Source organism: Stenotrophomonas sp. STEN035, assembly GCF_056759935.1.
Window position 1 is genome coordinate 35,470 of record NZ_JBRRDY010000006.1, and the last position, 26,685, is coordinate 62,154.

The following is a 26,685-nucleotide window of genomic DNA, read 5'->3' on the forward strand; positions in this document are numbered from 1 at the left end:
CGTTTGGCAGGCTGCGCGGCCAGCCCGGAAAGACATAAGGCTAAGACCTATATGCCTTTGCAGTGCAACACGGAAGGACTGCAATTTCTGTCACTTTCCAATCTCGATCAATTGCTTATGCGCATGCTGCGGCGCACGACAGAGCTGTGCAGGCACCCCTAAAGCCACATTGATTGTCCGGACAAATGGCGAAAGACTGGAAAGCAGACGCACCGGCACACCACTGACAACTGTGCGCCTGCGCCACCTATCCCCGCTCCCGCTATGAGGCAGGCAATGAAGGAAGTTCTGTACCGCAGTGCGCTGGCAGTCGCGATCGTGACCGCCCTTGGCAGCAACCCCGCGCTGGCGCAGCAGGCCGGTAGTGACAACCAGGCCGTGCAGCTGGATCAGGTCAGCGTCACCGCACAACGCCGCGAAGCGCAGATGCAGAAGACGCCGCTGAGCATGAGCGTGATCAGCGGACCGGAACTTGACCGCATGCAGGTCAAGCGCGTGGACGACATCAAGTTCGCCGCACCCAACATCATCATCGAGCAGAACACCGGCACCAGTTCCGGCGCCAAGATCTTCATGCGCGGCGTCGGTGCCGATGAGTCGATGTTCACCAATGACCCGGCGGTGGCGCTGTACATCGACGATGTCTACATCCCACGCCAGAACGGGGCGATGTTCGACCTGTACGACGTCGAGCGCATCGAAGTGCTGCGCGGTCCGCAGGGCACGCTGTACGGCCGCAACGCCACCGGCGGCGCGATCCGCTACATCTCGCGCAAGCCCACCGGCGAAAGCAAGCTGGCGCTGGATGGCAGCATCGGCAACCTCGGTAGACGCGACGCACGCGTGAGTTTCGCCACCCGCATCGGCGAGACGCTGGACATCTCCGCCGCCGCACTCAGCCGCCAGCGCGATGGCATCCTCAAGGACATCACCCACAACCGCATGGTCAATGACCAGGACGTGCTGGCCGGGCGTTTGTCGCTGGCCTCGACCTGGGGCGAAGCCTCCTACGCCACGCTGAGCATCGACCGCCTGCGCGAGCGCTCCACCCCGGCCTGGGGCACGCCGGTGGCACTGGATGCCAATGGCAACCAGGTGCCGCGGCTGGGCAGCTTCTACAAGACCGAAACCGACACGCTGGGCTTGAACGACATCGATCAGTTCGGCGTGGCACTGACCAATGAAACCGACTTCGGTGCGTTCTCCTGGCGCAGCATCGCGCACTACCGCACGCTGGACCATCACTTCTACATGGACGTGGATGGCACCGCGCAGACCCGCTATCACCTTGAACAGGACCAGCGCCAGAACCAGAAGGGTTACGAAGCGCAGTTCACCTCGCAGGTGGACGGTCCTTTCAGCTGGGTCGCCGGTGTGTTCGCGTTCAAGGAGCACAACGACCAGCCGACCCGCAGCGACATCTTCGTGCGCGGTGGCACCAACTACATCGCCCAGGACACCTCGGCGTATGCGATCTACGCGCAGGGTGACTACAAATTCACCGACAAGCTGACCCTCACCCTGGGCGGCCGCTACAGCTATGAGAGCAAGGATTTCTCGGTGCGCGCGGTCAAGGCCAATGGCGACCCCAACTTCAGCAAGAACATGCGCAACAGCTGGAACCGCCCCGACTGGAAAGCGCTGCTGTCCTACAACTTCAACGACAACGTGATGGGCTACGCCAGCGTCACCACAGGCTTCAAGAGTGGCGGTTTCAATGGCCGCGGCAGCACCCCGGCAACTCTGGTACAGGTGGATGCTGAAACCCTGCGCGCCTATGAAATCGGCATCAAGTCGACGCTGTGGGACAACCGCCTGCGCTTGAACGGCAACTACTACCGGCTGGACTACGACGGCATCCAATTGGCCGCAGTGAACCCGGAAGGCATCTTCGTGGTCACCAACGCCACCGGCGCATTGATCCAGGGCATCGAGCTGGAAGCCGAGGCGCAACTGACGCGCGGGCTGAAGCTCAACGCCACGCTCGGCACCATCGATTCGGAATACCAGAAGTACAAGGCCATCAACGCCGCCTACTTCCGCGGCCACCCGCTGAAGAACGCACCCAAGCTGCAATGGACCTTCGGCAGCAGCTACGTGCAGCCGCTTGGCAATGCCGATCTGGTGTTCAGCGCGCAGGCGCGCTACACCGACGACTACTTCCAGAACCAGGATGCCTCGCGCCTGATCATGCGCAAGGCCGGGCATGAGTACAACGCGCGCATCGCCTACGAACCGCGTGATGCGCAGTGGTCGGTGGCGCTGTGGGGCAAGAACCTGAGCAATGAATTCGCCTCCACCGGCGGCTTTGATATTGCCGGGCTGGGTGTAGGCGTGATCTACCCGAACGTGCCACGCACCTACGGCGTGGAGTTCAGCTACCGGTTCTGGTGAGGACTCAAGGTAGTGCCGAGCCATGCTCGGCAGGGGTCTTCCCGCCAAGGCCAGAGCCGCCCTCACCCCAACCCCTCTCCCGCAAGCGGGAGAGGGGCTAAAGCGGTAGTGCCGAGCCATGCTCGGCAGGGGCCTTTCCGCCAATCCATCAGACAACGAAAAGCCCCCTCCCAACCCAAGCGAATTCCAGCCAAAACACATTGAGGTCTATACCCACGCCCCTTTTAGATATATAGATATATCATTAAGATTATTTCGGACCTGCTGGCAGCCCACCGTGGACCCGTTCACCACCCAATCCCTGGAGGGCATCCTCCGCCGTGACCTGCATGCGCCGCTGTACCACCAGCTGCAGGGCTTCCTGCGCGGGCTGATCGAGCGTGGCGAGATCGGCGATGGCGAACAGCTGCCCCGCGAGGAAGAGCTGGCCCGGCGCCTGCGCATCTCGCGGGTCACCGTGCGCCAGGCGCTGCAGCTATTGGCCAACGATGGCCTGCTGGTACGCCAGCGCGGCCGCGGCACCCGCGTGGTCGGTGGCAGCAGCAGCAGCCGCAGCTCCAGCATCCCGATGCCGCTGAAAACGCCACTGGGCGAGTTGATCCACAGCCTCGATACCCTGGCCAGCAACACCCAGGTACGCCTGCTGGGCTGGGAACGCGTGGTGCCGCCCGAGCCGATCCGCGAGCAATTCGGCAGCGGCGCGCAGGAAGCTCTGGTGCATTGCGTACGGGTGCGCTCGCGCCACGGCCAGGCCTTCGGCTACTACGCCAGCTGGACCCGCACCACACATCCGGAGTTCAACGCCGAACAACTGGCCTATGGCTCGCGCATCGCCTTGTTCCGCCGTTGTGGCATCCGCTTCGTACAGGTCCAGCAGACCGTCAGTGCGCTGCGTGCAGGTGCGATGACCGCCATGCACCTGCAGATGTCGCCCGGCCAGGCGGTGATGAACCTGACCCGTCGCTCTTACGGCCCCGACCAGCAGTTACTGGATCTGCTGGACATCCAATATCGCCCCGACCAGCTGCGCTACCAGATGCGCCTGGACTACGAAGCCAACAAGCCGGAGACATTTGTTTGAGTGCAACTGTGCGTGCAACGCTTGCGGAGAAAATTCTCGCCCGTGCCTGCGGGCGTGAGGCCGTGCAGGCAGGTGAAATCCTCACTGCCAAACTCGACCTGCTGATGATGCACGACTCCGGCGGTCCGCGACGGGTCGCCTCACGGTTGGAGAAGCTCGGTGCCAAAGTGTGGGACCCGAACAAAGTGGTGGTGGTCTCCGACCATTTCGTACCGGCGGTGGACATGGAAAGCGCCGACATCCTCGCCCTCACCCGCAAGTGGGCGCAGGCGCAGGGCGTCACCCATTACGACATGCTCGGCATCTGCCATGTGGTGCTGCAGGAACATGGCCACGTACAGCCCGGCATGTTCTGCGTCGGCGGTGATTCGCACTCGCCCAGCGGCGGCGCGTTTGGTGCCTTCATGGTCGGCATGGGCGCCACCGACATCACCGGCGCACTGGTCACCGGCGAAGTGTGGCTGCGGGTTCCGCAGACTACCCGCGTGCAGTTGGACGGCGTGCTCGGCCCCGGCGTCAGTGCCAAGGACGTGATGCTGATGCTGTGTGGCCAACATGGCATGGGCAATGAAGGCCAGGTATTCGAATACGGTGGCAGCGCGGTACAGGCGATGCCGATGCATGAGCGCCTGACGCTGTGCAACATGGCCGCCGAACTCGGCGCTGAGACTGGCATCGTCGAAGCCGACGCAACCACCTTGGCCGCGCTGGAACAGGCGGGCAAACCTTTCAACGGCGATCTTGCACAATGGCGCAGCGATGCCGGTGCCAACTACCTGCACCACTATCGCTATGACGCCACGCAGATCGCGCCGCATGTGGCCGCGCCGCACAGCCCGGCCAACAGCCGCCCGGTCAGCGAACACGGCAAAGTGCATATTGACCAGGCATACATTGGCGCCTGCACCGGCGCCAAACTCACCGATCTGCGCATGGCTGCCGAAGTATTGAAAGGCCGCAAGATCGCCAAGGGCACGCGCCTGCTGATCGCGCCGGCCTCGGTGGCGATGACCGCACAGGCGGCAGCCGAAGGCACCTTGGCGACACTGACCGAAGCCGGCGCCATCCTGCTGCCGTCCGGCTGCGGCGCCTGCGCCGGCATGGGCGCGGGCATGCTCAGCAGCGGTGAAGTCTGCATGTCCACCACCGCACGCAACTTCAAGGGCCGCATGGGCTCGGCCGAAGCACAGGTCTATCTGGGCTCGCCGTACAGCGTTGCCGCCGCCGCAGTGAAAGGCCAAATCTGTGATCCGCGCGAGTTGTTGGGAGAAGCCGTTTGAACGTCCGTGGCAACGCCTTCGTGTTCGGCGACCGCATCGATACCGATGTGCTGGCGCCTGGCCCCTATATGCGCGAACCAATGAGCGTCCTCGCCAGCCACTGCCTGGAAGCAGTGGACCCGGATTTCGCCAGCGAAGTACGCCGCGGCGACATCGTGGCCGGTGGTGAATCCTTCGGTATTGGTTCCTCGCGTGAGCAAGCGGTGCAGGCGCTGGCCGAACTTGGTGTAGGCGCGATCATCGCCAAGTCATTCGCCCGTATCTTCTATCGCAACGCCCTCAATCTCGGCGTTCCCGCGCTGGTTTGTGCGACGCTTGAAGCATCGCGCGGCGATGAACTGGAAGTACGCCCAGTGGAAGGACGCATCATCAATCACAGCACCGGTCGCGAATTCAACTGCGAGAAGATCCCCACCGAGTTGATGACGATCGTTGCCGGCGGCGGGCTGATGCCCTGGCTGGAGCGCAAGCTGGCCACGGAGCGGCGCACATGAACGCGCCGCATTTAAAGCAGGGCATCATCCATGCAACCTTGATTGCGCCGGACCTGCAGCAGGTCTGCGACGCTTATGTCGCACAGTTGGCATTGCAGCTACAGCAACGCGGCACACTCCAAGCCGATGATGCCGCCGCCCTCGATCTGGAAGATCTGATCGGCGCGCCGCTGGCATGGCTGGCCAACAGCGCGGGCGAGCCGGTGCTGCGGGTGATAGAAGACCCGCGTGCGGTCGTTGCCGAACCCATGTTCCGCCACGGCTGGTTGTCGCTGGAAGTGCTGGTTGGCGATATCGACACGTTGGCCGCGGGCTTGCAGCCACCATTCAAGGTCCTGGGTCCGGCCGCCAACCTGGAGCTGAGCGATGCCATCCGCGCCGCGCAGGTACTGGGCCCCTGCGGTGAACTGCTCTATCTCACCCAGATCAAGGCGCCGGTGCCGCCGTTCGATCTGCCGATGACCGACGCTGCGGTTGCGAACACCTTCATCGGGGTGATGACTACGCCGGATCGTGATGCCTCGCAACGTGCGTGGTCTGCGTTGCTGGGCGCAAAGGGCTGGGCCTTCGATACCAGGATCACCGTCCTAAATCGTGCCTATGGCAAGGCCTTGGACGGACGCTACCCGGTGGCGGTGGTGCCGATGCCAGGGCAGTGCATGGTGGAGATAGACCAAGTCGATCTGCCGGTGGCTGCAAACACCAGGCATGTGGGCCAGTACAGCCTGGGGCTGCGCTTGCCGACCGTGGATGCTGCTGTGCTGGCTGAGGCCGGTTGGATAGTTCAGGACGTTGGTGAGCGACGCAGCCTGCGTGGGCCCGCCGGGGAACATGTGGAGTTGCTTGCTGCGTGATGGGCCCTGAGCTGTTTCTGGCTGCTGGCAAGAACAAAAGCAAAAAGCTCAAAAGCACCCCTCCCCAACCCTCCCCTGCGCTACGCGCAAGGGAGGGAGCTGTTTGCCGCGCGCTGTCCGATCAACGCAGCGCCGCTTCTGCCCCCTCCCTTGCGCGTAGCGCAGGGGAGGGTTGGGGAGGGGTGCCTTTCGCATTGCCCCCATTACCTTTGCCATGCGTAACCCGCACTACACAGGCATAGCGTCAGCGTTTACCCACGCACTCGAGGTAGGCGCAATGCGGACCCTGACGCTGGCAGCAGCCATCGCCACCATCACCTGCCTGGGCATGGCAGCGCCTGCCACCGCGCAGGTCGCACCGATGACGCCGGACATCACCGGCAAGAAGTTCATAGCCCCGCAGCCAGCCCGCGACTTCGACAAGCGCGAGGTGATGATCCCGATGCGCGACGGGGTCAAGCTCTACACCGTCATCATGATTCCCAAGGGAGCGCGCAACGCACCGATCCTGTTCACCCGTACGCCCTACAACGCGGCCGGCCGGGTTGATCGCACACCGGGTGCAACGCGCCTGGTCGATGCCCTCGCCCAGGGCGACACGGTGTTCGCCGAGGATGGCTATATCCGCGTGTTCCAGGATGTGCGTGGCAAGTACGGCTCGGAGGGCGACTACGTGATGACACGGCCACCACGCGGTCCACTCAACCCAGGCAAGATCGACCACAGCACCGATGGCTGGGACAGCATCGACTGGCTGGTGAAGCACCTGCCCGAGTCCAACGGCAAGGTCGGCATGCTCGGTTCTTCCTACGAAGGCTTCACCGTGGTGATGGCCTTGCTTGATCCGCACCCCGCACTGAAAGTGGCTGCGCCGGAAAGCCCGATGATCGACGGCTGGATGGGCGATGACTGGTTCCAGCATGGTGCCTACCGGCAGGTGAACCTTGGCTACTTCAGCGGGCAGATGACCGCGCGCGGTGCCGGCGCAAAAATAGCCATGCCGACCGGCGACGACTACAGCAGCTTCCTGCAGGCAGGCTCGGTGGGCGCCTTCGCCAAGACACTGGGGCTGGAACAGATACCAGCCTGGCACAAGGTCAGCGAACACCCGGCCTACGACGCCTTCTGGCAGCAACAGGCACTGGACAAGCTATTGGCCAGGCTGCCGGAGATCAGCGTTCCCACCATGTGGGAACAAGGCCTGTGGGACCAGGAAGACATCTATGGCGCACACACCGCCTGGGCTGCACTGGAACCCAAGGACCACGACAACAAGCGCAACTTCCTGGTGATCGGGCCGTGGCGGCACAGTGGCGCCAATTACAACGGCAGCTCGCTCGGCGCACTGGATTTCAATGGTGACACCGCCCTGCAGTGGCGGCGCGATGTGCTCAAGCCGTTCTTCGATCAATACCTCAAGGACGGCGCGCCAATCGCCAACACCCCGCCGGTGTGGGTGTACAACGCCGGTAGCAATCGTTGGGAAACCTATGACAGGTGGCCGCAGAGCTGCACACAGGGCTGCACCGCCAACACGCGCAGACTCTACCTCAACGCCGACGCGCAGCTGGCCTTCAGCAGCACCACCACCGGTGCGCAGTACGCGGAATACGTTTCCGATCCTGCCAAGCCTGTTCCCTTCGTGCCGCGCCCGGTCAACATGGGCGACCGTGATGTCTGGACGACATGGCTGGTGCGCGATCAGCGCTTCGTTGATGGCCGCACCGACGTGCTGACCTATACCGGCCCGGTGTTGGACAAGCCGATGAAGCTGGCCGGCATTCCGCAGGTGCAGCTCAGTGCATCCACTTCCGGCAGCGACAGCGACTGGGTGGTGAAGCTGATCGACGTCTATCCCGATCAATATCCCGACAACCCGAAAATGGCCGGCTACCAGCTGCCATTGGCGGTCACCATCTTCCGCGGCCGCTATCGCGAGAGTTTCAGCCAACCGAAAGCGATCACGCCAGATGCGCCGCAGACCTACAGCTTCGATCTGCCCAACGTGAACCAGACCCTGCAACCCGGGCACCGCTTGATGGTGCAGGTGCAGTCCAGCCTGTTCCCGCTCTACGACCGCAACCCACAGAAGTACGTGGACAACATCTTCTTCGCCCAACCCGGCGACTACCGCAAGACCACGCAGCGTATCTGGAACAGCAGCGAGCATCCCAGCTTCATCAGTCTTCCCATCGTTGAGTAATACCGCGCATGCGGCGACCATCGTCTTCTGTGCGCCAACGCTGCAGCCATCGGAACGGAGCAAAAAAAACGGCACCGTAAGGTGCCGTTCTCTCTTCACCAGCAACCAGCGACAGCCGGCCATCGGACCGGCTGTCCACACCGATCAGATCAGACCAACTCTCACCGCATCCTGCACCAGCAGCTCGGCATCCAGACCGGAGTGCTGATAGACGACATAGGAGATACCTTCGATGGACTGCTTGCCCATCGAAGCCCAGTCGCCCAGATCAGGGCCACCGGTACCCAGCAGATCGTCCAGGTTTACGAGGTCGCCGGCATTACCCTTCACCATCATCTGCACGGTCTGCTTGTCACCTTCATGGAACAGGTCAACCTGGCCGTTGGCAAGTACATCCTTCAATGACAGGGTCAAGGTGTTGTTGCCGGTGCCGGTCAGGTCAATGATCTCGACACCGGAAAGCTTGCCCGCCGATGTGGCCAGATTGAGGTTCAAGGCCTGTCCCGCGCCTGCGATCTTCAAGGTGTCGATGCCATCACCGCCATGGATGCCCTTGTTGCCCGTGTATGCAAGATAGGTGGCAGCCGCGTACTTCAAGGTGATCACATCGTCGCCCATGCCACCGTAATAAGTATCCACAGCCTCATCAACGGTGTTTACATCGCGCGCATCCTGCACATGGGTCGCCTGGGTCTGACTGAAAGCCCCAACCGTGATCTTGCCCGAGGCAGGAATGATGTCGAAGCTGCCGACATCCACGCCCTCCGGTGCGGTGAATGCGTATGCCTTCACATAGCGCTTGGAGGTCAGCGTGCCGACAATCGTGTCGCGCTTGATCTCGTTGCCTGCCACGTCATAAATGACGATCACCGCACCACCGGCTGCGTTGTCCAGCCCAGACAAGGTCAGCTGGAAGTTGGTTGCCGACTTCTCCAGTGCGAAATGCACAACCGCGTCGTCGCCGCCAGTGAGGGTGAGACCAGCCAGCGTTGCCGTGGTAGCGGCCCCCTTGCTCAGGATTCCGTTTTCCGCGCTAACCGTCAGGCCTTTGCCTGCATAGGCGTTGTCCACCACCAGCGTGCTGGCGACGTTCAAATTGTCAGCCAGTGCCTTGGCCGCAAAGCCACCGCCGATGACACGGTAGGCGTCCGATGCCGGTCCCTGCACACCATTGGCGACAATGCTGACGGCAACGTTGAAGTCATAGGCAACGCCCTGCGCGGTGGCCACGGCATTGCTGGTCACTGCCGCCGGTACCTTCACCGTCACCTGCCCGGCAGCTACCTGGGCAGCGGTCAGCACATGATCGTAGCTGGCAATGCCCCATTGCACGTGCACGATATCGCCAGCCTTGGCCGTCGACCCGTTCAGCGACACAATCATGTCAACACCGTTGCTTGCTTCAGCGGCGGTCAGCACACCTTCGGCCTCGGCGATCCTGACGATGGACGGAGCAGCGGGCTTGCTGCTCAGTTCGACGTTGCGCTCGATCATCTGTCCGATGGTCCCGGAGGCGCTGGCAACGCGGGCCTGGATGGTCCAGCTCTGTGCATGCGACTGCATGTCATTGAAGTACCACTTGCCGTCCTTGACCAGCGCATCGCCCCAATGCTTTCCACCGTCGGTGGAGACCTGGACCTTGGCGCCGGCAGGCAGAGCAGAGTTCAGCTCGCCCTGGACCAACCGGCCCGAGCTTCCATCAGCGGTTACGTAGTCTCCGGCGACACCACTGTCCTTCTCCATCGTGCCGAAGGACATGTCGAACTGGACGCCGATGTCTTTCTGCACCAGCACTTCGGCAGCGAACACCGAATGCTTGTAGACATCGTAGGTGATACCAGCCACGACCACCTGGCTCTGCAGCTGCCACTCGCCCTGCACCACGCCATCCAGCATTGCGCCCAGCACCACGCTGTCACCGGCGTTGCCCTTGACCATTACCTGCACGTTGCCATCAGCAAGGAACTGATCGCGCGTGCCGGTACCCAGCACATCGGCGATCGACATCTTCAGTGTGTTCTTGCCGCTGCCGGTGATGTCGAAGATCTCGATCGAATCGATCTTGTCCTTCAACACCGCCAGATCAAGCACCTGGTTGCCGCCGGTGAGCTTGAGCGTATCGGTACCCCCACCACCCGAAACACCACCGCTGCTGGCAGCGTTGAGGTGGGCCACATTGGCCAGTGAGAAGACGTTGTCCTCATTGCCACCGTAATAGGTGCCGGCCTTGTTCTCGATGGTTTGGTTAGTGAGCACATTGAGCTCGCTGGTGCCGCTGCGGAACTCGAAGTTGTCCAGACCGATCCAGTCCCAGTCGCCGATGACGCACTTACCCGGAATCCTGGCACCGGTGGTCACCACCATGTACGAGAAGTCCAGGCCCGCCGGTGCCTTGAAGTATGCATTCACGGTGTTCGGCCAGTATGCCGACAGCGATTGCTGACCAACCTGTGCGCCATTGGCCGAATAGAACCTCACCGTTGTCGGTGCGAAATAGCCGGCCTGCAGATTGGTCACCAGGAACTTGACCTCGGACACTGGGCCTTCGGTGAAGTCGATGCGGGTACGGCCGGTGATACCGAGCTTCATGCCGGTGTTGATCGCAGGATCGTAGTTGGTCAGGCCGGTCATCAGCCCGTAAATCTTGGACAGGTTGTAGTCGTACTCGGAGGTGATGCGCAGCCCCTTGTGACTGGTGCTCTGCCCCGTATTGAGATCGACATAGGATGCACCGGTGAAATCGATGTACTTCTGCTCACCCATGTCGCGGTACTTGGAACTGTTGCCCGCTTTGTCGATGATCGCCGCCATGACATCGCCGGTGGCAACCGAGAAGCCAGGAGCGATTCGCACGCTGCCCGCATCCACATCCTTGGCAGTCAGCGAGTAGTCAAAGCGCTGGCCGTTCAGCACAACACTGACGATGTCGCCGACGGACACACCTGCCTTCTTGAACGCGACGGTCAGGTAGGAGCCGTCAGCCGTCAGCTTGGTAGGCGCATCTGGCGCCAACGTATCGAGGAACACATCGCGCGATTCCACTGCGCCGCTGCGGCCGGCGTCGTTCACTACCTTGGTCTGGATTGACCAGTCACCGCTGTGGCTGTTGCCGTCCTGCGCTGCCCAGCTCAGACCATCCACCATCGCCTGGCTCCAGCTCAGGCCACCATCGGTGGAAACCAGCAGACGCTCATCGGCACCAAGCTGTGCACTGAGCGTGCCCTGCATCAGGCGCCCAGCACCACCATCGTTGGTGAGCCAGTCGCTACTGCTGACACCCCAGTCCTTGCCCATCGAGATGACGCTGGCGATCTGCGTCGGCACCTTGGCCTGGACCGAGATGATGTGCTTGTCCGAAACCTCGGAAACGTTACCCGCCCGGTCAGTCAACACTACTTCGAATTCATGCCGACCATCGGCAAGCTCGGCACCCGGAGTGAACACCCAGGTGCCATCTTCGGCAACCAGCACTTCGCCGATCACCTGACCGTTGTCGATGATGGTGGCGGTAGTGCCAGCCTCACCCTTGCCCGACAGCGTGGGCATCGTGTCGTCGCTGGCGCCACCATTGCCGACCGGGCCGGTCTGTGGGCCGATATCATCGAAAATCTCTTCGATCAGCGGCTTCAGGGGCGCGACCTTGTCCACGATGATCACGTACGGCGCGGACTGCTCGCTGACGTCGCCGCTCGGCGCCTCGTGGACGATGCTGATGCTGTGCTTGCCATCCGACAGCGGAATGCTCGGCGTGAAACTCCAGTTGCCGTCGGCACCAATCACAACATGATCCAACAGATAACGGCCGTCGTAGATGTGCACCAGATCGCCAGGCCGCCCCCTGCCGTTGATCTCCGGGTGACCATCATTGGTGTAGCCGCCGCTGGCAACATTGCCGGTCTTGCTGCCTTCGTTATCGATGATCGTGTCAATCACCGGTACGCTGTCCAGCAGGTACTCATCTTCGTTGTCGAACACCGTCTTCTGCGAGATCCAACCACTATCCATTGCGCTCATTCTTCCTCTCAATTGAACTAAAAAGGCTGCGCATCCACCTATCAGCAAATCCGCGCCCAACTTTTTTAAAATGGATATCGTTCCCGCGCCGGCACCTACAGGCGCGATATGGCACGCCCTCTCACCCCGCGGATGAAGGTCGCTGTCGATATAAGTTTCCAGCTTCAAGAAACCATGCATGGCGCCAGCAAACTGCCAACGCCGGATAGCTCGTCGTACTTTTCCGCTCACCGGTTCCACATGGAATTGCCTGGGCGCATCATCAAACCCAAGCCACCATGCCAGCCAGAATCACGATCGCGGTGATGGATGCCAACCAACAACATCGCAGCGAACGCCCAGTGTCAGCGGTATCGCTCCACGCCAAAGGAGTCCCGATTGGATCGGGAACCTCCTTCCGTTACTCCGGTACTGCCACAAGCCTTTCCACTGCCTTGACGCGAGTTGGCGGCTCAAGCAGCCAGCGCAGCATCAACGGCGGGATTATCAGCACCTAGTTGAGATAGATACATGGGAAACCACTCAAAATCCGGCACCGTATGTTCTGATCTGAAACACCCGGATTTCCTGCATATCCAGCGGAGGTAAAGCAAGCCGCTTTCATTTAGTTTCTCTAGTGAAACTTCGCTGCGGCCCAGCCATCGATCGGCCGGTTGCGGCGAGCCACGCCACCATTTTTTTCATCGGGTGGGGCTGATGTTGGATCGGCTTGCTTCCAAAGCCAGCTGGTTGCAAGCAAGCGGGTGACGATGCATCGCACGCCAGCAGAGAGAGCGGCTTGCGCTACCGCAGCTGCGCAATGTGCCTCGTGGCTGATGCCGTTCCTGCAGAAGGAACGCGCTCCGCGGGAGCAGCATCAACAATGGGACAACCATCGCCGAAGCACGGCACCAACAAGCCGGTTTCGGCTTTCAGAATAAGCATTGTCCTACAGATAAACCTCATCAACTGCAGCACTATTCCGCGAGTTTCCTCGTCACAGTGGCTGAGCAGCCAACTGTCTGAGTCCCTGCTCGCTCGCAGATTCAGGGATCCGTATGGCGCGCATCCTGTCTGCGGGGTCCGGACGAGAGCCCATCAACGCGGACAGGCAAATGAGTCGCTCACACAGAACCATACCTCAACGATCCGGCAATCGGTCGGCAAGCATTGTCGAGGCAACCTACGCAAAAGTGCTGGCCCATTACCAGCGACAGCAGCTGGCGCAAGCGCTGGAGCTTTGCCTCGGCAAGTTGTTGAAGCTTTCACCCGAGCATCCAGGAGGATTGGTCTGCGCGGGCGTTATCTACTATCTCAACAAGGACTTCCCGGCTGCAGAACGCTATCTCAAGCTGGCAGCGGCGAAAGGAAACAATGCCGACGCATTTACCAATCTTGCACTGACCTTTACTGCCCAGCATCGCGAGCCTGAGGCCGAAGCGGCCTATCGCCGCTCCCTGGCGTTGAATCCCAGCCAAGCCAACGCTTGGAACAACCTCGGCAACATCCTCAAGAACAGCTTTAAACCTGACCGGCAAGCCGAAGCCATGGACTGCTACCGTCAAGCGATCAAGGCTGATGCCAAGTATGCCAATGCGTACAATAATCTCGGTCACGCACACGACACACTCGATGGCGACAAGGCCGCTGCGGAGGCAAGCTTTCGTTCGGCTATCGCCTGCAACCCGAGCTACATCCAGCCACGCCTGAACCTCGCGGGCATTCTCGAAAAGACCGGAAGAGAAGTTGAGGCCCTTGGCTGCCTGCAGAACGCGCTGGAACTGCAACCGGCCAATGTCGAGATCATCGGCCGTATTCTAAGCCTGCGCCGCAAACTGGCTGATTGGGATACCCAGCAGCCATCGATCAAAGAGTTCTTGCTATTGCTGTCGCAAGGTGACGCCAGCGACTTCTCGCCACTCGATCTGCTTGCATGGCCAGAATTCGATGCCGCGATGCAACGCAGGCTCGCCGGCCAGTTTGGTCGCAAACGTTGGGCATCTGCGCTGGCGGCGGATCCGCTGGTGTCGTCGATTGCCAACGCGCACGAAGGCCGCTTGCGCATCGGCTATCTGTCTGCTGACTTCCGCAACCATCCAGTCGCCCACCTCATCACCCAGGTCATTGCTGCCCATGACCGGGAGCGCTTCCAAGCGCATCTATATGCCTATGGCCCGGAAGTCGATGATGAGGAGCGACGCAGACTGATTGAAGCTGCTGATCACTTCACTGTGATCAGTCGAATGGACGACCGGGAGGCAGCGCAGCTGATCCGTGATGACCAGATCGATATCCTGATTGACCTCACCGGTTACACAACCCACGCCCGTCTTGGAATCTGCGCGCTGCGTCCAGCGCCCGTCATAGCCTCGTGGATAGGCTATATCGGCACCTTGGGCGAACCGCGGCTTGCCGACTACATCATCAGCGACGCAGTAGCCACGCCACCTGCACACGCTGACCAGTTCAGTGAAGCCTTGGCGCTAATGCCGGAATGCTTCCAGCCAAACTGTCCTTTGACGCCGCTGGCGGAACCGCCGGCGCGCGAGATGGAGAACCTGCCGACCGATGCCGTGGTGTTCTGCAGCTTCAACCAGGTCTTCAAGTTCACCCCGCAGCTTTGGGATGACTGGTGTGAAATCCTCCGCAACGTGCCGCAGGGCGTGCTTTGGATCGCTCCTGGTTCCTCCGAAGTCATTCGGAGCAACTTGTTGAAGGAGGCCGAGAAGCGTGGCGTGGCGCCCACAAGTATTGTTTTCGCCAACCGCCAATCGCTGGCAGATCACCGCGCCCGCATTGCCCTTGCCGACATCGCCCTGGATACCTATCCCTACAACTCGGGCGCAACGGCAAGCGATGTGTTGCGTGCAGGTGTTCCCCTGGTTACCTGCATGGGCGAAACCTTCGTCAGCCGCATGGCGGGCAGCCTGCTGCACACGCTGGGCATGCAGGAACTCTCCACCACGTGTCGATCCGACTACGTGGCGCTCGCCATCGACCTGGCCAGGAACCCATCCAAGCGCGAAGCAATCCGCCGCAAGCTTGGTGAGCAACTGAGCAACTCTGTCCTCTACCAATCCGACAGATTCGCCGCACAGCTCGAGCAGTTGCTGCATGCCATGCATGAGCAGGCCAAGCGCGGACAAAGAGATCTCATTGATCTGACCCAACACGCTGCCACAACCGATTAATGCCGGCGCCGAGCAAAGTCCCAGTGCCCGTTGGCACTGGGACCCAAGACGCTGGCTACGGCCAAGCTCCCACCCGTTAGTGCAGCGGCCAGTTGCATGAAGCGCCCTCTCCCCCGAACGTCTCCGCCTGTTTCAGGAAGTTCGCCGCGTCGAGGGCTGCACTCCGCTGCGATACCACCACAGCTTCCTCCTCGCCGGTGCACTAGCTGATTGAGCTGTCCGTCAACCAAAGTGCCGCAACGGATGGGCGGCGCCACATTGTCGGCTTACAGCAAGCCCGGTCGTGCCTGCTTCCTATGTGCGGGAGAAGTTCCCCGTTCTTCACCTTAATTTATGTACCGGTCAGTTTGGTATTCAGGGTGGATTCCGCCGGCTAACGGATAATTCACAACTATCGAACGGCCACAGATTCCGGCCGTAACGATCAAGACCAATAACGAGGTAATGCCGAAATGAAGACTTCTTTGATCGCTTTGGGCCTGCTGGCCGCCCTGCCGTTCGCCGCTTCGGCTGCCGATGGCCTGTCCTACAACTATGTGGAAGGCGGCTATGTGAACACCGATACCAAGGGCGGCGACGCCGACGGTTTTGCGGTGAAGGGCTCGGTCGCGGTACATCCGAACTTCCATGTGTTCGGTGAGTACAACGCGCAGGAAACCGACAAGAGCAAGGTTGACGTGGACCAGTGGCGCCTGGGTGTTGGCTACAACTACACCGTGGCCCCGAACACCGACCTGCTGGCTCGTGCGGCCTACCAGAAGCTGGATCTCGAGTACGGCCCGAAGTTCAGCGGCTACAGCGCTGAAGTCGGCGTGCGCACTGCCTTCACCCAGAACATCGAAGGCTATGCCCTGGCCGGTTACGAGAACTACAGCAAGAAGCGTGGCTACGATCCGGACGGCGAGTTCTACGGCCGCGTTGGCGCCACCGCCAAGTTCAACCCGAACTGGGGCCTGATCGGCGAAGTGAAGCTGGCCAAGGCTGGCGACAAGGAATGGTTCGTCGGCCCGCGCTTCACCTGGTAAGCGACAAAGCAACAAGTAACAAATAGCGGTGTTGTATGGCGCGTGACCTCTCTCCCACGCGCCGCTGGAAGCCCGGTCCTCCCCCGACCGGGCTTCTTTTTTGGGCGCTCGGCACTACAGGAGGCGCAAAGAAAAAGCCCGGCATTGCCGGGCTTTTCTTTGATCCTCGCTCTTCCTTACTTGAACAGCGTGTCCGGGTATTCCGGCTTCTGCTCACGGGCCAGCAGCTGCTGCAGGCCTTCGGATGGGCTGAGTTCGCCGTGCAGCACTGACTGCACTGCCTTGGAGATCGGCAGATCAATGCCGTGACGGTCGGCCTGACGCATGACTTCATCGGCGGTCTGCACCGATTCCACCACCTGGCCGATTTCCTTCACTGCATCCTGCAAGCTCTGGCCGCGGCCAAGCGCCAGACCCAGGCGACGGTTACGCGACAGGTCGCCGGTACTGGTCAGCACCAGATCGCCGAGGCCGGCCAGGCCCATCAGGGTTTCCGGCTTGCCACCGATGGCAGCCGCCAGTCGCAGCATTTCATTGAGGCCGCGGGTGATCAGGCCGGCACGGGCGTTGAGGCCCAGCTGCATGCCATCGGCCACGCCGGTTGCCACTGCCAGCACGTTCTTCATCGCCCCGCCCAGCTCGGCACCGACCATGTCGTCGCCGGTATAGGCGCGGAATGCCGGGCCGTGCATGGCGTCGGCCACCTGCTGGGAGAACGCATCGTCATCACCGTGGACGGTGATGGCGGTGGGCAGGCCCAAGGTGACTTCCTTGGCGAAGGACGGGCCGGTGACCACGGCCAACGGCACATCCGGGCCCAGAACTTCACGCGCTACTTCATGCAGGAAACGGCCTGAGCCGGGCTCGAAGCCCTTGGTCGCCCAGGCTACGCCCGCCCCGGCCGGCCGCAGCGGCGCCAGCGCGCGCACGGTTTCGGCAAAGGCATGCGAAGGCACCACCACCAGGATCCAGTCTGCCCCGGCAACGGTGGCAGCCAGGTCGATGCTGGCGCGCAAAGATTCTGGCAAGGGAATCCCCGGCAGATACCGGGGATTCTCATGACGCTGATCAATCGCCTCGATTACCGCTGCATCACGTCCCCACAGCACGGTCGTATGACCGTGCCGGGCCAACAGTGTGGCCAGCGCGGTGCCCCAGGAGCCCGCGCCGACAACGGCGATCTTTTCTGCGTCGTTCGTACTCATACAGAAACGCAGACGCCGATCAGGCGTTGCCAGCCGGCTCGGAGTCGGCCAGCGACGGCTCGCCCTGCTGCTGACGCTGACGCAGGGTTTCGGCGTACAGGCCTTCAAAGTTGATCGGCTGCAGGTAGAACGGCGGGAAGCCGCCAGCCTGGATCAGGTCCGAGACCATCGAACGCACGTACGGGAACAGGATGTTCGGGCACTGGGTGCCCAGCAGCACGTCGATTGCCTGCGGCTCCAGGCCGATCAGGCCGAACACGCCAGCCTGTTCAACTTCGGCCACATAGGCGGTCTTGTCGCCGGCCTTGCAGGTCAGGGTCACGCCCAGCACCACTTCGAAAGCGGTGTCGGACAGGCGCTGCACCTTCTGGTTCAGGTTCAGCTGCAGATCCGGCTGCACGTTCTCGTTGAAGATGACCGGGGAGTTCGGCGACTCGAACGAAACGTCCTTGACGTAGATCTTCTCGATGGTGAAAGCCGGGCCGTTGGCGGATTCGTCGGCCGGGACTACGCCGTTGGTGTTCTCTTCGGACATTGCTCAAGACTCCAGAACAGATTGTTCATTGAATGGGATTAGTACAAGACCAGCGATGGGGGCGATTGCCCTCCTACACAAGCCCTTACTGAAAATTTGCTGACTCAGTTGCGGCCTTTGACCAGCAGCAGATCTGCTGCCTGCCATGCCGGTAAACCACCGTCGAGCACATAAACCTGCTCGTAACCGGCCTTTTTCAGCGTTTTTGCCGCACTTGCCGAGGCATTGCCAGTACGGCACAGCAGTACCACCGGGCTCTGCTTGGCGTTGGCCAGCAGCTTGTGCGCGGGGGTCAACTGCGCCGGCTGCACATTGCGGCTGCCGGCAATATGGCCCTTCTCGAAGTCGGCAGCAGCCGACAGATCGATCACGGTCGCACCGCCGGCATTGATCATATGGGTCAATTCGGACGGCTTGAGCGACTTGTAGCCGCGGAACAGGCGTGCGACCTCGGTGGCAATGATGGCCACCGTCAGGCCAACCAGGGCCAGCGACAACATCGGATTTCGGCCGGCGAAGGCCAGCAACTCTTCGTAATTCACTCAGGTCACGGGTCGATAAGCGGGCAGGGATTGTCGCACAGCCGGTGAAAATGCAGCCAATGCCTCATTGGCCCTGCCACAGGTCCGGTAAACCAGCCGCCTGCCACCAGCGTTTGGCCTGCGGATCCCAGCGCCAGCGCTCGTTCACCATGACCAGCCGCTCGGCCTGGGTATTGCGGTTGATCACGCCCATTTCGATGCGCCGCTCAATGCTGCCATCGGCGCCGATACCGGCCGAACGCTCGCGGTAGCTGGATATCTGCAGCTGCCGGTAGCGCTCGCGCTGCAGGTCGGTGATTGGGTGTTGCAGCAGGTACTGCGGGTCGATGAAGCCTTCGGCCTTGTCGAAATCGCCCCAGCGCACCGCCGCCACATAGGCACTCTGGGTCGGTACCAGCTTGCTGCGCTGCGCCCGGCTCGGCCCCTCCGCCTGGGCTGAACCCGCCACCAGCGACAAGGCGATGACAACAGACTTGAACAGGTTTCGGTACATGCAGCCCCCTCGGTGATGGCCGATATTAGCCCTTGCCGAGGGCAACGAAGCGCCCCTCGAATTCGGCCGCACCGCCTTCAATCGCCGCCCGTACCGTCACCCGCGCACGGCCACGCTTGCTGAACGTCGTCAGGAATTCATCCCAGTCCTGGTCCGGTGCCAGCCGAGCGGTCGCCAGCAGGTCACCATAGACCGGTGCGCGGTAGCGGATGTTGCTGTCGGCCACATAGACCTCGGCCTGCTTGCCGGCCAAACCCAGACGCATGCTGACCAGCGCCCAGCCCGACAGGGTCATCACCGACGCCAGACTGCCGCCGAAGGCATTGCCCTTGTCGTTGATGTTGACGTCCAACGGCGCCTGCATGCGCAGCACGCCATTGTCATAGCCAGCAATGTGGATGCCCATCGCCGCAACCGGCGGCATTGCCGTGAGAGTGCGCTGAAGGTTTTCCAGCAGCACGGGGTCATCAAAATGTTCGGACATGGACGCGCACGCAAAACGGAAAGCGCCCGCATAATGCATGGAATGAACCGCCCCGCCTATGTGCCAGCCGACACGGTCTGGCATCTCATCTCGATGCGCCCGCAAGGGCAACACGACACCTTGCGCAGCGCAGCTGCGCGTTTGGGTGCACGTACGCTGGCGTTGTCACCCTGGCGGCTGCAGATGCGCACCGACGAGGCCACGCGTGAGCAGCTGAACGCAGCCCGCGAATACGACCGGCTGGTATTCACCAGCCCTGCCGCCGCCGAAGCTGCCGCGCGCTTGCTGCCATTGGCCGAGCTTCGCCCAGGCAGCCTGATCGCCGTTGGCGAAGGCACCGCGCGCGCCTTGCGCCGCCGTGGCGCGACCAACGTGCAGGCACCAACCCGAATGGACAGCGAGGGCTTGCTGGCCTTGCCCGCCATGCAGCACCTGCACGGCCTGCGTGTAGCCTTGGTCACCGCGCCCGGCGGCCGCGGGGTGATTGCTGCACAGGTGCGCGAACGTGGCGCCAACCTGCAACGCATCGATGTCTACGAACGCGTGCCGTTGCCGGTCAGCAAGGCCACCATTGCCCGCTTGCAGGCGCTGCCCACACCTTATGTGGTGGCGATAAGCAGCGGCGAAGCGTTGCAGACGGTGCTGCCGTATCTGCCGTCAGACCTGTTGCAGCGCTGGCAGCAGGCCGCAGCGGTCGCCGCCAGCGCGCGGCTAGCGGAACTTGCCACCGAACTTGGCTTCCGCAACATCAGCGTCGCCGCCGGCCCCCTGCCGGGGCAGCTGGCCAGCGCTGCCCACACCGCGCTTTTCCCGGCCGCAGGCTGAGTCCACAACCAAAGGCGACTTGCAGGCATGCGGCGCGCGGGCGATGCTTTGCCTGCACCAACAGCGTGGTCACCCTTGTGTCGTGGCCATGCCCGCCAAGGATGTTGCCCCCCGATGAACGAAGACGTCGCACCTGCTCAACCGCGCCGGCCCCTGCGCTGGCTCCTGCCACTGATCGCCATCGCCGCTTTGGGCGCTGCCGGCTGGTTTGGCTGGCACAGCTGGCAGACCCGCCAGCAGCAGGCCGATCTGGCCCGTGACAGCGCAGCCCAGCAATTGACCGCCATGCAGCAGGGGCTGGAAGCCCTGCGCCGCGACCAGCGCGCCAATGCCCGCAGCATCCAGGACGCCGCCGCCACCAACCGCGTGCTGCGCGACGAAGTGCTGGGGCTGAGCCAGCGCAATGCGCTGCTGGAAGAAAACCTCGCTCAATTGGCCGACAGTTCGCGCCAAGGCGCGCAGGCCGTACGCCGCGAAGAGGCCGAACTGCTGCTCAACCAGGCCCAGCAGCGACTCACCTTTGCCGGTGACCTGGACGGAGCGCGTCGCCTGTATGCACTGGCCGCCAGCGCGCTGGAAGGCATCGACAGCCCCGACTACCTCAACCTGCGCCAGGCCCTGATCCAGGAACGCAATGCGTTGGATGCGCTGGGCCCGGGTGTGCGCGCCCGCACTGCTGCCCAGCTTGAGCAGTGGTCCGCTGAACTGGAACGCCTGCCCGAACACCTGCAATTGCCAGCCGACACCCAGCAGCCATGGTGGCAGCAGATGTTGTCGCCGCTGGTGCAGATCCGGCCGGCCGACGGCAAGGTACTGGTTGCCCGCTCTGAGCGGATCGCCGCCAATGACTCGTTGCAGATCGAGCTGAGCCTGGCCCGCGCCGCCCTCGAACGTGGCGATGACAAGGCCTGGCAACAGGCATTGGACCGTGTAGATGGCTGGCTGCAGCGGCTGTGGCCGGATACGCCGCAGCGTCAGCAGGCCCGTCGTGAACTGCGCGAGATGCGTAGCGTGGAACTACGCCCCAACCTGCCCGAGCTTGGCAGCACCCTGCAGCAACTGCGCAGCACGCGCGCCGCCAAGGACGCACCATGAAGGCTTTCCGCTCCCTGTTGCTGGTGTTGCTGGTCGCCGCGGCCGGCATCTTTGGTGCGCAATGGCTGGGCCAGGACTCGGTACGCGCCTTGGGCGAAGTGATCGTCCGTGCCGGCAACCACGACTACATCGCCACCTTGCCGCAGGCTGCGTTGGCAGTGCTGATCGCCGCCTTGCTGTTGTGGCTGCTGTGGTCGCTGATCAGTACCCCGTTCCGGGCCTGGGCACGGCATCGCCGCAAGCAGGGCCGCGCGCGCCTGATCGATGGCCTGCAGGCACTGGATAACGGCCAATGGCAGCGCGCCGAGAAACTGCTGCAGAGCGCCGCAACGGAGAAAGCCGTACGCCCGATCGCCCTGGTCGCCGCGATGCGCGCGGCCGAAGCACGCGAGGACAACAGCAGCGCCGGCCAACACCTGCAGCAGTTGGCGGAGGCCGATCCGCACCTGCACGCCCTGCACAGCGCCGAGCGCTGGCTGCAGCTGGACAAGCCGCTGGAAGCGATCAACGCGCTGGACCTGCCGGCCCTGCAACCGCTGCCGCCACGCGGCCTGTGGCTGCGCACCGAGGCCTTGCAGCGCGCCGGTCGTGCTGAAGAGGCTTACGGCCAGCTCGGCGCGCTACGCCAGCAACAAGTACTGCCGCCGAGCGCCGTTGCCGGCCTGGAAACCACGCTTGCGCTGCAGATGTTGGACGAAGCCAGCGACGTCAATACGCTGGCTGCTCGCTGGGAGGTGCTACCCAAGTCGCTCCGCGTCAGCCCGCAGGCGGTGGCGCGCTACGCACAGCGCGCGGTAGCACTGAACTGGACCGACGTCGCCCTGCGCAGCATCGAGCAGACCCTCGACAGCCACTGGGAGGAAGCGCTGGTCAGCCTGTACACGCAGCTGCCAGTGGAGAAATTCGATTCCCGCCGCGCCAGCGCACAACGCTGGCTGCAGTCGCATCCCAACAGTCCTGCCCTGCTGCTGGGCTTGGCGCGCCTGGCCGCTGGCCAGGGCCAATGGGCGCAAGCCGAGGAGTTCCTGCACCGGGCCATCGCCCAGGATGCAGGTGCCGACGCCTGGGAAGCCCTGGGCGAGGTGTTTGCCGCACAGGATGAGCAAGCACTGGCCAGCCAATGCCTGCTCAATGCCGTGCGCCAGCGCCGTGGCGAAACGCCGCAGCCGATCCAACGCCGCACCTTGCATCAACAGATCCAGGATCAGGCCGTGGCTGAAGAGCGCGATGCGCATGGCTTCCCACGGTTGCCGGGCTGAGTATCTGCAGGCGCACCCTCAACGCTTTCCGCAACGAGCCGTAATGAACATACCCCCGGATATCCATGCGCGTGTGGTCGAGCTGACCGACGCCATCCTCAATGCCAGCGAAGATGGCGAGGAAGACGCCAGTGCTTCGCTGTATGCACAGCTGCACGCTTACTGCGATTCAATCGCTGCAGCTGGCCGCGACCATCCATTCCTGTGGGAAACGCTGGCCGACTTCACCGGCGATGATCATCTCGCCATCAAGCACTACAACCACGCCTTGATGCTAGCCAGCGCAGCACAGGCGATCAACTACGAAGCCTCGATCTGCCTGGCGCTGGCCGAACGTCATTCCAACCTGGGAGATGTTGCCGCGGCCCACGAACACGCGCTGCGCGCAGATGCATTGGCACAGCGTACGAATGACCTGCCGCTGCGCCAAGCCATCAGCCAGTTCCTGCTGGATCACGCGCAGGCGGCCAACGAGGACTGAGCTGGCGCTACGTCGCCCGGGCGCATTGCGCTTGCCCGGGCTGTTGCGTAGCTCGCGGCCGACCTAGTCGCGGCGATACGGATAACGCGGTAGGCGCGCCAGAAACGCCGGCGATACTCCGCGATATACCGCCAAGCTCACATCGATCTTCTTGGGCTTGAGTATCTGCATGCCGATCAGGCCCCACAGCAGCATCACCAGAAACGCCAGTATCCCCAGGCCGATCACCGCGCCGCTGTCGAACAGGAAACAACCAAACAGCGGCACCAGCGACGCCCACGCCATCAGGATGAAGTTCAGCCGCCGCTTGCGGTGCGCCGAGCACAGGCCAACCTGATGCACCGCTGTCTTGCGCACCGCCAGTGCGGCAATCAGATAGACCAGGAAGTGCAGCAGGATCAGCAGATACATCCACGGTGAATGCCAGTAGAACTTGCGCTGGCGGTATTCCAGCGCCGGCTTTCCACATTTGACGCAGTAGCGCGGCAGATCGCTATGCGGCAAGGCCAGCAGCTGATCACCATCACGCCAGCAGGTGCTGTTATCCGGGCTGGTGTTGGCAAGCGGCGGCGGCAAGGCCTCCGGCGCGGCATACGGGTTGAACTCATCCATTCGTTACGTCCCCTGTGAGATTCGAACGGGCCACCTCCCGGGCGATCCGTACCTACGTCGTTGGCATCGCATGCGGTCGCTGGCACTTTCCACGCGACGGGGAAGGCCCGCCGCTGAGCAGCCTGCAGAACAACGCCACTCAGCGCTTGGTCGATGTCGACTCGGCGCCAGCTGCAGCGGCTGCATCTGCTTCCGCAGCGGCTGCTGCTGCAGCGGCGGCGTCCATGGTCGTTCCACTCGTATAGGCGGCATCTGCAGCAGCATCTGCCGCAGATGCTGCCGCTTCGACTGACGCATCGGCCGCCGTCGCAGCGGTATCTGCTGCCGCCTGCGCTGCCTCTGGCGACATACCCGGGGTGCCGGCAATGCGCGCAGTTGCCCCCTCTGCCGCCTCTTTGGCCGGCGGTGCGTTCGCATCCACCGCCATGGTGTTCATCGCGCTGTTGTCGGCGATCAGCTGCAGCTGCTGTGCAATTTCGGCAACGTATTGGCGACGCGCGCGTTCGCGATCCTGCCCAAGCACCAGACGCCCCGGAACTGGCTGCAGGCGCTCGAAACGCGCGCGCGCGGCATCGAAGCGCGACAACCTGCGCTCCCATTCGCCCAGCAACATCTGGCAGTACAACCAGGGCTCGTCCTGATCGGCGGCGGCGCGCGCATCCGGACATTGCTGCGCATTCGCCGCCGAAGCGGCCTGCACGTAACGTGGATATTGCTCGGGCGAAGCCTGCCAGGTTGCACTCTGCAACACCCCGGCACGATCCTTCAGCGGTGCATCCACTGCTTCGAACAGGCGCGCCAGCAACCAGTAACTGGTTTCAGTACCGCGCATGCGCTGGTAGTCATCGCTTTCGACCACGGCCGTCAGGCGCTTGATCTCGTCGGCGCTGTAGTCATCCTTGTAGATGACAAAGCCATTGCCCGGGCAGGACACCAGCGGCCACGGCGATTGGATGGCGCCATGCAGGCGTCCATCGAGGAAGTGACCAAACGCCGTGCCAGAGCCCATTTCCTGCGCACTGAAGCGCTCACCGCCAACCGGGCAGACATGCTCCACTTTCATGAAGGTCATGGCAGCAGCCGGTGCTGCCCATCCTGCCAACAGCACAGCCAAACCAATCGCAATACGCTTCATGCCCTGCCCCATCCTTTGGTATGGCAGCCATTGTAGTGCCGACCCATGGTCGGCAAGCGGCATTACCGGGAACGCCGCTGCTGTAGTGCCGACCCATGGTCGGCAGGAGGCACTACCGGGAACGCCTCTGCCGAGCATGGCTCGGCACTACAGAACTACATCAACGCTCGACGATAGCGACCACGCCCATGCCGCCGGCGGTGCAGATCGACACCAGCGCGCGGCCGCCGCCGCGTGCGGCCAGTTCCTTGGCCACGGTGCCGATGATGCGAGCGCCGGTGGCGGCGAACGGGTGGCCGGTGGCCAGCGACGAACCCAGCGGGTTGATCTTGGCCGGGTCGATGCGGCCCAGCGCCGCATCCAGGCCCAGGCGGTTGCGGCAGTAGTCCTCGCTTTCCCAGGCACTCAGCGTGCACAACACCTGCGCGGCGAAAGCTTCGTGGATCTCATAGATATCGAAATCCTGCAGGGTCAGGCCATTGCGCTTGAGCATTTCCGGCACGGCAGTGGTCGGTGCCATCAGCAGGCCTTCGCCATGCACGAAGTCCACCGCCGAAACCTGCGAGTCACGCAGATAGGCCAGCGGCTCATGGCCGTGCGCGCGTGCCCATTCCTCGCTCGCCAACAGCACCGCAGCGGCGCCATCGGTCAGCGGGGTGGAGTTGGCGGCGGTCAGGGTGCCGCGGCCAGAGGCCTTGTCGAAGGCCGGCTTCAAGGTGGCCAGCTTTTCCAGCGAGGTATCCGGGCGCAGTACGTTGTCGCGCTCGACGCCGCGGAACGGTGCGATCAGGTCGCTGAAGAAACCACGCTCGTAAGCGGCAGCCAGCTTCTTGTGCGAAGACACCGCCCATTCGTCCTGTGCTTCACGCGAGATGTTCCATTCCTTGGCCATGTCCTCGCAGTGGTCGCCCATGCTCTTGCCGGTGCGCGGCTCGGCCACGCCGGGGAACTCAGGCTTGAGCTCGGAGAACTTGAAGCCCTTGAGCAGGGTACGGATCTTGTCGCCGGTGCTCTTGGCACGGTTTGCGGCCAACAGGCGCGCACGCAGCTTCTTGCCGTAGACGATCGGCACGTCGGAGGTGGTATCCGAGCCGCCGCCGATGCCGGACTCGATCTGCCCCAAGGCGATCTTGTTGGCGACGGTGATGATGCTGTCCAGCGAGGTACCACAGGCACGTTGCAGGGTGATGCCCGGGGTCAGCGGCGACAGGCCGGACGACAGTGCGGCCTCGCGGCCGAGGTTCCAGTCGCTGGGATGCTTGATCACCGCGCCCATCGCTACTTCGCCCAACTGCTGGCCGTGCAGGCCGAACCGTTCAACAAGTGCCCCAAGCGTACGGACCGACATGCCAAGATTGCCAACGTCCGAATAAGCGGTGTTCTGACGGCAGAACGGAATGCGGACACCACCGAGGATGGCGACGGGTCGAGCGCTGGGCATGCGGGTACCTGACATGGGAATGAGTGTTCAAAGTGGCCTGCACGCGATAGCAGGCATAATGGT

At 62.7% G+C, this 26,685-nt stretch carries 21 protein-coding genes; 12 read left to right on the forward strand and 9 right to left on the reverse strand.

Annotation, left to right across the window (positions count from 1 at the left end; genetic code table 11):
* Positions 1-276: 276 nt before the first annotated feature.
* From ACVOLL_RS04595 to ACVOLL_RS04620, 6 genes are all read left to right on the forward strand, one after another.
* Positions 277-2,394: a TonB-dependent receptor gene (locus ACVOLL_RS04595; RefSeq protein WP_481511812.1), complete on the forward strand. Its 2,118-nt coding sequence runs from the start codon at positions 277-279 to the stop codon at positions 2,392-2,394.
* A 277-nt stretch (positions 2,395-2,671) separates the two neighbouring features.
* On the forward strand, positions 2,672-3,475 hold the full coding sequence (locus ACVOLL_RS04600; protein ID WP_481511813.1) for a GntR family transcriptional regulator: 804 nt from the start codon (positions 2,672-2,674) through the stop codon (positions 3,473-3,475).
* On the forward strand, positions 3,472-4,755 hold the full coding sequence (locus ACVOLL_RS04605) for a 3-isopropylmalate dehydratase large subunit (protein ID WP_481511814.1): 1,284 nt from the start codon (positions 3,472-3,474) through the stop codon (positions 4,753-4,755). The genes ACVOLL_RS04600 and ACVOLL_RS04605 overlap by 4 nt, the downstream gene beginning before the upstream one ends.
* Positions 4,752-5,249 (forward strand): LeuD/DmdB family oxidoreductase small subunit, encoded by a 498-nt coding sequence (locus ACVOLL_RS04610; protein ID WP_481511815.1) that lies wholly within the window; start codon positions 4,752-4,754, stop codon positions 5,247-5,249. Before ACVOLL_RS04605 ends, ACVOLL_RS04610 begins: the two co-directional genes overlap by 4 nt.
* Positions 5,246-6,103 carry a hypothetical protein gene (locus ACVOLL_RS04615; protein ID WP_481511816.1) on the forward strand — a complete coding sequence of 286 codons (858 nt, stop codon included), beginning with the start codon at positions 5,246-5,248 and terminating at the stop codon, positions 6,101-6,103. The genes ACVOLL_RS04610 and ACVOLL_RS04615 overlap by 4 nt, the downstream gene beginning before the upstream one ends.
* 277 nt (positions 6,104-6,380) lie before the next feature.
* On the forward strand, positions 6,381-8,306 hold the full coding sequence (locus tag ACVOLL_RS04620) for a CocE/NonD family hydrolase (protein ID WP_481511817.1): 1,926 nt from the start codon (positions 6,381-6,383) through the stop codon (positions 8,304-8,306).
* A 144-nt stretch (positions 8,307-8,450) separates the two neighbouring features.
* Here ACVOLL_RS04620 and ACVOLL_RS04625 read toward each other — a convergent pair whose 3' ends face one another.
* Positions 8,451-12,320, reverse strand: coding sequence for an Ig-like domain-containing protein (locus ACVOLL_RS04625; RefSeq protein WP_481511818.1), 3,870 nt, complete (start codon positions 12,318-12,320; stop codon positions 8,451-8,453).
* Positions 12,321-13,414: 1,094 nt separating this feature from the next.
* On the opposite strand from ACVOLL_RS04625, the gene ACVOLL_RS04630 reads away from it, so the two are divergent.
* Positions 13,415-15,490 (forward strand): O-linked N-acetylglucosamine transferase, SPINDLY family protein, encoded by a 2,076-nt coding sequence (locus tag ACVOLL_RS04630; protein WP_481511819.1) that lies wholly within the window; start codon positions 13,415-13,417, stop codon positions 15,488-15,490.
* Between the two features lie 452 nt (positions 15,491-15,942).
* The gene (locus ACVOLL_RS04635; RefSeq protein WP_481511820.1) at positions 15,943-16,515 is read left to right on the forward strand and encodes an OmpO family porin; all 573 of its coding nucleotides are present in this window, start codon (positions 15,943-15,945) and stop codon (positions 16,513-16,515) included.
* 176 nt (positions 16,516-16,691) lie between these two features.
* Here ACVOLL_RS04635 and ACVOLL_RS04640 read toward each other — a convergent pair whose 3' ends face one another.
* The 5 genes from ACVOLL_RS04640 to ACVOLL_RS04660 all read right to left on the reverse strand — a co-directional run bounded on the left by ACVOLL_RS04640 (position 16,692) and on the right by ACVOLL_RS04660 (position 19,774).
* Entirely contained in the window at positions 16,692-17,720 is a 1,029-nt protein-coding gene (locus ACVOLL_RS04640) for an NAD(P)H-dependent glycerol-3-phosphate dehydrogenase (RefSeq protein WP_481511821.1), read from the reverse strand.
* A gap of 19 nt (positions 17,721-17,739) precedes the next feature.
* Positions 17,740-18,255 carry a protein-export chaperone SecB gene (gene secB / locus ACVOLL_RS04645; protein ID WP_481508655.1) on the reverse strand — a complete coding sequence of 172 codons (516 nt, stop codon included), beginning with the start codon at positions 18,253-18,255 and terminating at the stop codon, positions 17,740-17,742.
* 104 nt (positions 18,256-18,359) lie between these two features.
* Entirely contained in the window at positions 18,360-18,797 is a 438-nt protein-coding gene (locus ACVOLL_RS04650; protein ID WP_481511822.1) for a rhodanese-like domain-containing protein, read from the reverse strand.
* 64 nt (positions 18,798-18,861) lie between these two features.
* A complete protein-coding gene (locus ACVOLL_RS04655) occupies positions 18,862-19,290 on the reverse strand; it encodes a hypothetical protein (protein ID WP_481511823.1) in 429 nt (142 codons plus the stop codon).
* A 25-nt stretch (positions 19,291-19,315) separates the two neighbouring features.
* Positions 19,316-19,774, reverse strand: coding sequence for a YiiD C-terminal domain-containing protein (locus tag ACVOLL_RS04660; protein ID WP_481508658.1), 459 nt, complete (start codon positions 19,772-19,774; stop codon positions 19,316-19,318).
* A 42-nt stretch (positions 19,775-19,816) separates the two neighbouring features.
* On the opposite strand from ACVOLL_RS04660, the gene ACVOLL_RS04665 reads away from it, so the two are divergent.
* The 4 genes from ACVOLL_RS04665 to ACVOLL_RS04680 all read left to right on the forward strand — a co-directional run bounded on the left by ACVOLL_RS04665 (position 19,817) and on the right by ACVOLL_RS04680 (position 23,434).
* A complete protein-coding gene (locus ACVOLL_RS04665) occupies positions 19,817-20,599 on the forward strand; it encodes a uroporphyrinogen-III synthase (RefSeq protein ID WP_481511824.1) in 783 nt (260 codons plus the stop codon).
* Positions 20,600-20,713: 114 nt separating this feature from the next.
* Positions 20,714-21,694, forward strand: a complete 981-nt coding sequence (locus ACVOLL_RS04670; protein WP_481511825.1) for a uroporphyrinogen-III C-methyltransferase — start codon at positions 20,714-20,716, stop codon at positions 21,692-21,694.
* Positions 21,691-22,953, forward strand: a complete 1,263-nt coding sequence (locus ACVOLL_RS04675) for a heme biosynthesis HemY N-terminal domain-containing protein (RefSeq protein ID WP_481511826.1) — start codon at positions 21,691-21,693, stop codon at positions 22,951-22,953. Before ACVOLL_RS04670 ends, ACVOLL_RS04675 begins: the two co-directional genes overlap by 4 nt.
* Before the next feature lie 43 nt (positions 22,954-22,996).
* The gene (locus ACVOLL_RS04680; protein ID WP_481511827.1) at positions 22,997-23,434 is read left to right on the forward strand and encodes a hypothetical protein; all 438 of its coding nucleotides are present in this window, start codon (positions 22,997-22,999) and stop codon (positions 23,432-23,434) included.
* Positions 23,435-23,497: 63 nt separating this feature from the next.
* On the opposite strand, the gene ACVOLL_RS04685 is transcribed toward ACVOLL_RS04680, so the two are convergent.
* The 3 genes from ACVOLL_RS04685 to ACVOLL_RS04695 all read right to left on the reverse strand — a co-directional run bounded on the left by ACVOLL_RS04685 (position 23,498) and on the right by ACVOLL_RS04695 (position 26,637).
* Positions 23,498-24,046: a hypothetical protein gene (locus ACVOLL_RS04685; protein ID WP_481511828.1), complete on the reverse strand. Its 549-nt coding sequence runs from the start codon at positions 24,044-24,046 to the stop codon at positions 23,498-23,500.
* Between the two features lie 139 nt (positions 24,047-24,185).
* Positions 24,186-25,181 carry a hypothetical protein gene (locus ACVOLL_RS04690; RefSeq protein ID WP_481511829.1) on the reverse strand — a complete coding sequence of 332 codons (996 nt, stop codon included), beginning with the start codon at positions 25,179-25,181 and terminating at the stop codon, positions 24,186-24,188.
* A 160-nt stretch (positions 25,182-25,341) separates the two neighbouring features.
* Positions 25,342-26,637: an acetyl-CoA C-acetyltransferase gene (locus ACVOLL_RS04695; RefSeq protein WP_303748017.1), complete on the reverse strand. Its 1,296-nt coding sequence runs from the start codon at positions 26,635-26,637 to the stop codon at positions 25,342-25,344.
* Positions 26,638-26,685: the final 48 nt, after the last annotated feature.

Bases quoted from the DNA above. Each gene is read 5' to 3' on its own strand.
- ACVOLL_RS04665 (WP_481511824.1), top strand. From the start codon at position 19,817: ATGAACCGCCCCGCCTATGTGCCAGCCGACACGGTCTGGCATCTCATC.
- ACVOLL_RS04680 (WP_481511827.1), top strand. From the start codon at position 22,997: ATGAACATACCCCCGGATATCCATGCGCGTGTGGTCGAGCTGACCGAC.
- ACVOLL_RS04615 (WP_481511816.1), top strand. From the start codon at position 5,246: ATGAACGCGCCGCATTTAAAGCAGGGCATCATCCATGCAACCTTGATT.
- ACVOLL_RS04620 (WP_481511817.1), top strand. From the start codon at position 6,381: ATGCGGACCCTGACGCTGGCAGCAGCCATCGCCACCATCACCTGCCTG.
- ACVOLL_RS04625 (WP_481511818.1), bottom strand. From the start codon at position 12,320: ATGAGCGCAATGGATAGTGGTTGGATCTCGCAGAAGACGGTGTTCGAC.
- ACVOLL_RS04685 (WP_481511828.1), bottom strand. From the start codon at position 24,046: ATGGATGAGTTCAACCCGTATGCCGCGCCGGAGGCCTTGCCGCCGCCG.
- ACVOLL_RS04635 (WP_481511820.1), top strand. From the start codon at position 15,943: ATGAAGACTTCTTTGATCGCTTTGGGCCTGCTGGCCGCCCTGCCGTTC.
- ACVOLL_RS04640 (WP_481511821.1), bottom strand. From the start codon at position 17,720: ATGAGTACGAACGACGCAGAAAAGATCGCCGTTGTCGGCGCGGGCTCC.
- ACVOLL_RS04630 (WP_481511819.1), top strand. From the start codon at position 13,415: ATGAGTCGCTCACACAGAACCATACCTCAACGATCCGGCAATCGGTCG.
- ACVOLL_RS04655 (WP_481511823.1), bottom strand. From the start codon at position 19,290: ATGTACCGAAACCTGTTCAAGTCTGTTGTCATCGCCTTGTCGCTGGTG.
- ACVOLL_RS04695 (WP_303748017.1), bottom strand. From the start codon at position 26,637: ATGTCAGGTACCCGCATGCCCAGCGCTCGACCCGTCGCCATCCTCGGT.
- ACVOLL_RS04690 (WP_481511829.1), bottom strand. From the start codon at position 25,181: ATGAAGCGTATTGCGATTGGTTTGGCTGTGCTGTTGGCAGGATGGGCA.
- ACVOLL_RS04670 (WP_481511825.1), top strand. From the start codon at position 20,714: ATGAACGAAGACGTCGCACCTGCTCAACCGCGCCGGCCCCTGCGCTGG.
- secB (WP_481508655.1), bottom strand. From the start codon at position 18,255: ATGTCCGAAGAGAACACCAACGGCGTAGTCCCGGCCGACGAATCCGCC.
- ACVOLL_RS04675 (WP_481511826.1), top strand. From the start codon at position 21,691: ATGAAGGCTTTCCGCTCCCTGTTGCTGGTGTTGCTGGTCGCCGCGGCC.
- ACVOLL_RS04595 (WP_481511812.1), top strand. From the start codon at position 277: ATGAAGGAAGTTCTGTACCGCAGTGCGCTGGCAGTCGCGATCGTGACC.
- ACVOLL_RS04660 (WP_481508658.1), bottom strand. From the start codon at position 19,774: ATGTCCGAACATTTTGATGACCCCGTGCTGCTGGAAAACCTTCAGCGC.